At 32.3% G+C, this 986-nt stretch carries 2 protein-coding genes; both read right to left on the bottom strand.

What is annotated here, in order from left to right:
• Nucleotides 1–292 (bottom strand): hypothetical protein (locus tag FA014_RS19625; protein WP_230323467.1); only part of this gene is annotated, 292 nt, incomplete at its 3' end.
• A gap of 250 nt (nt 293–542) precedes the next feature.
• Nucleotides 543–893 carry a helix-turn-helix domain-containing protein gene (locus FA014_RS19620; protein ID WP_098526846.1) on the bottom strand — a complete coding sequence of 117 codons (351 nt, stop codon included), beginning with the start codon at nt 891–893 and terminating at the stop codon, nt 543–545.
• Between the last annotated feature and the right edge of the window lie 93 nt (nt 894–986).

The raw sequence follows: 986 nt of genomic DNA, 5'->3' as shown, positions 1-986 counted from the left end.
TATCCGTAGAATCAGTAGGACTTGAAGCATATGCTCTAATGAATTCAGCATCTTCTGCAGAGAACGGTTCCTCGATATCATATTTTGAATTAATTTCTTGGAATCTATCTGAAACTTGTTCATCAGATAAATTTTTATTACTTTCATATGTAACCTGGCTTGGATCAATTGGTTCTAGACTTTGGTTTGATTCTTCATTTGTGCTTGCATATGAAGAAGTTGGTAAACTGAAAATTCCTAATAACAATGCTAAAGTTACAAGTATAGCACTTACCTTCTTAATGTAATACATAAAGAAAATTCCCCCTGTTTTTTATTTTTCAGTCTCTAAATTTAAGCGACATTAGTCATACTAACATAACTATCCAAAAATACAATATATTTATAAAAATTTTATAAAATAGAATTTATGTAATTTTATACCTTAAGAAAGGATTATTAGACTAAACGAAACCATTAGTGTAATGAAGGTTGAGCGGTTTTGTTGTAAAAGAAAAAGCAGGCTTAAGCCTGCTCCTATTGCCTTTAAGGCTACTATATAGTTAAGAAATACGTATTAGTTTTTCTGAAGGTTCTTGATGTAGATTTTGAAATTGTTGAACAGCTTCTGTTATAGATGAGGTATTCAATTTCTTTAAGATACTTTTTCTTTGATTCTTAATCGTGCTTTCTTCTTTATGGAGAATGTCTTGTATTTCCGAAATAGAATGACCATCAATAGCAAGAGCAAAGACTTCTCGTTCTGCTTGAGTAAGCTGGCTCATGAATACTTTCTCTTTCAGGATTTTGCATTCTTCTTCTACACTCTTCAGTCGAGCAACTTCATCAACTAAGTCAGAGGCTACACTTAGAATATTTTCGATACTCATTAACAGTTTTTCGCTTTGATCCATGATAAGACCCTCCTATTTTTTGAGGGCAACCCATGCTATAATAAAATTGCATTCGAAAATTCATTAAGCAATGGGGTGTTTCTCTGCCAGGAG

Source organism: Cellulomonas hominis, from assembly GCF_005239125.1.
GTDB classification, from domain to species: Bacteria; Actinomycetota; Actinomycetes; order Actinomycetales; family Cellulomonadaceae; genus Cellulomonas; species Cellulomonas hominis_A.
This window is presented reverse-complemented; position numbering and strand designations above follow the sequence as displayed.